2 protein-coding genes are annotated in these 1,609 nt (G+C 68.8%); one reads left to right on the plus strand and one right to left on the minus strand.

The features are described from left to right. Positions 1-49: 49 nt before the first annotated feature. Positions 50-826: a CAP domain-containing protein gene (locus ACWGIU_RS37485; protein ID WP_453712524.1), complete on the minus strand. Its 777-nt coding sequence runs from the start codon at positions 824-826 to the stop codon at positions 50-52. Between the two features lie 459 nt (positions 827-1,285). Between ACWGIU_RS37485 and ACWGIU_RS37490 the strand changes: the two genes are divergently transcribed. Continuing rightward, positions 1,286-1,489: a hypothetical protein gene (locus ACWGIU_RS37490; RefSeq protein WP_453712525.1), complete on the plus strand. Its 204-nt coding sequence runs from the start codon at positions 1,286-1,288 to the stop codon at positions 1,487-1,489. The last annotated feature ends 120 nt before the right edge of the window (positions 1,490-1,609 follow it).

Genomic DNA, 1,609 nt, shown 5'->3' on the forward strand with positions numbered 1-1,609 from the left:
CCCTCAGAGGGTCCGCGGTCCGTCGCGTCCGTGTCGGGCCGGCGTGGGGTCAGCGCGCCGTGCCGAAGTCCTGCGTCCAGTAGGAGCCGGGCTGGGCCAGGCCGATACCGATCTCCTTGAAGGAGCAGTTCAGGATGTTCTCCCGGTGGCCCTGGCTGTTCATCCAGCCCTCCATGACCTTCTCGGGAGTGTTGTAGCCGTAGGCGACGTTCTCGCCGTACGTGCTCCACGTGTACCCGGCGCGGGTGATCCGCGTGCCCGGGTCCGAGCCGTCGGAGCCGGTGTGGGACATGTTGCTGTGGGAGGCCATGTCGGCGCTGTGGTCCTGCGCGGCCTTCGTGAGCTTCGCGTTGAGGGAGACGGCCTGGCATCCGGCCGAGGCGCGCTCCTGGTTGACGAGCGCCAGCACCCGGGCCACGTCGCCGGAGGCCGGCGGGGCGGCAGGCTTGGACGGCTGGGGCGCCGTGGTGGGCTTCTTCGTGGCGACCGGAGGCTTCGCCGGCCGGGGCTGCGCGGGCGGCGTGGTCTCCACGACGGGCGGCGTCGTCTCGGGCGCCGCAGGGGTGCGGGGAGAGGCCTCGGCGGGGCTGCCGCTCGGCGACGTGGCCGGGAGCGGGGCGTCCACGGGCGCCAGGGTGCTCGGGGTGGCCGAGGGCGCCCACTGCCACGGGCGCTGCTGCTGGTGGCTCGCGGTCCGCGTCCGCTCGTCGCCGTTGTCCTGACCGTCGAAGCAGGCCATGGCGGCAGTGGGAACACCCACGAGGGCCAGCGCGCTGACGCCGATGACTATTTTCTTGTAGGACGTCTTCTTCCGATGCTTCTGCATGCCTGACCTCATTCAGTGATCGCGAAGCTTCCGGCGCCGGAATCGCAGGGCACCGAAGAGGCCGCCATTCTTAAAACCCTCTGAATGGCCTGGCAAGTTTCCGCTGATCACGAGGCCGGGGCGGTCGGCACGCGGCTTGAAACAGGCCAGTGATCGTGCATCATCACGATTTGGTCACTCCCGCAACCGTTTGATGAGTCATCAGAAACGGCTGTGACCTGGCCGGTCGGGGACGGGCTCCGCGAGTCCTCGTATTCCGTTTCCGGCGGAGAGGGGAATGTCGATTCCAAAAGGGACAAATATCGAAATGTCGACGGGTTAACACTCCGTCAAGAAAGGCCGACGCCGACGTGCGCACCGTGACGCATGTCACTGATTCCCGCCCCCGATCATGGTCGGGGACTGCCACGAGGTGTGCTGGTGCCCCGCGGTCCATCCGTCGAGGCCAAGGACGCACCCGTGGCACAGGCGCCCCGACCCCGGGATCCGGCGACGATCGAAAAGCGGTCCTCGCGCGTGGGGGAAATGGCGACGGGCCGGTACGGCGAGGGTCCCGAAGGCATCGACGTGAAGAAGGCCGACACCGAATTCACGGAGGCGGTACAAGGGCAGCCGGCCGCACTGCAGTCATTCATGGACAAGGCCGCCGACGAATCCCTGTAGCGCCGCCCCAGGACGCGGGAGCGCCCATTTCCCCGGGCCGCCTTCGGCCTGCGCCGACGACGCATGGAGGGAACGGGCGCTGCGATCGGTCTACCGCGGTCGAGGGCCGCGGCCCGGCAG

This window comes from Streptomyces sp. NPDC054840 (genome assembly GCF_053611065.1).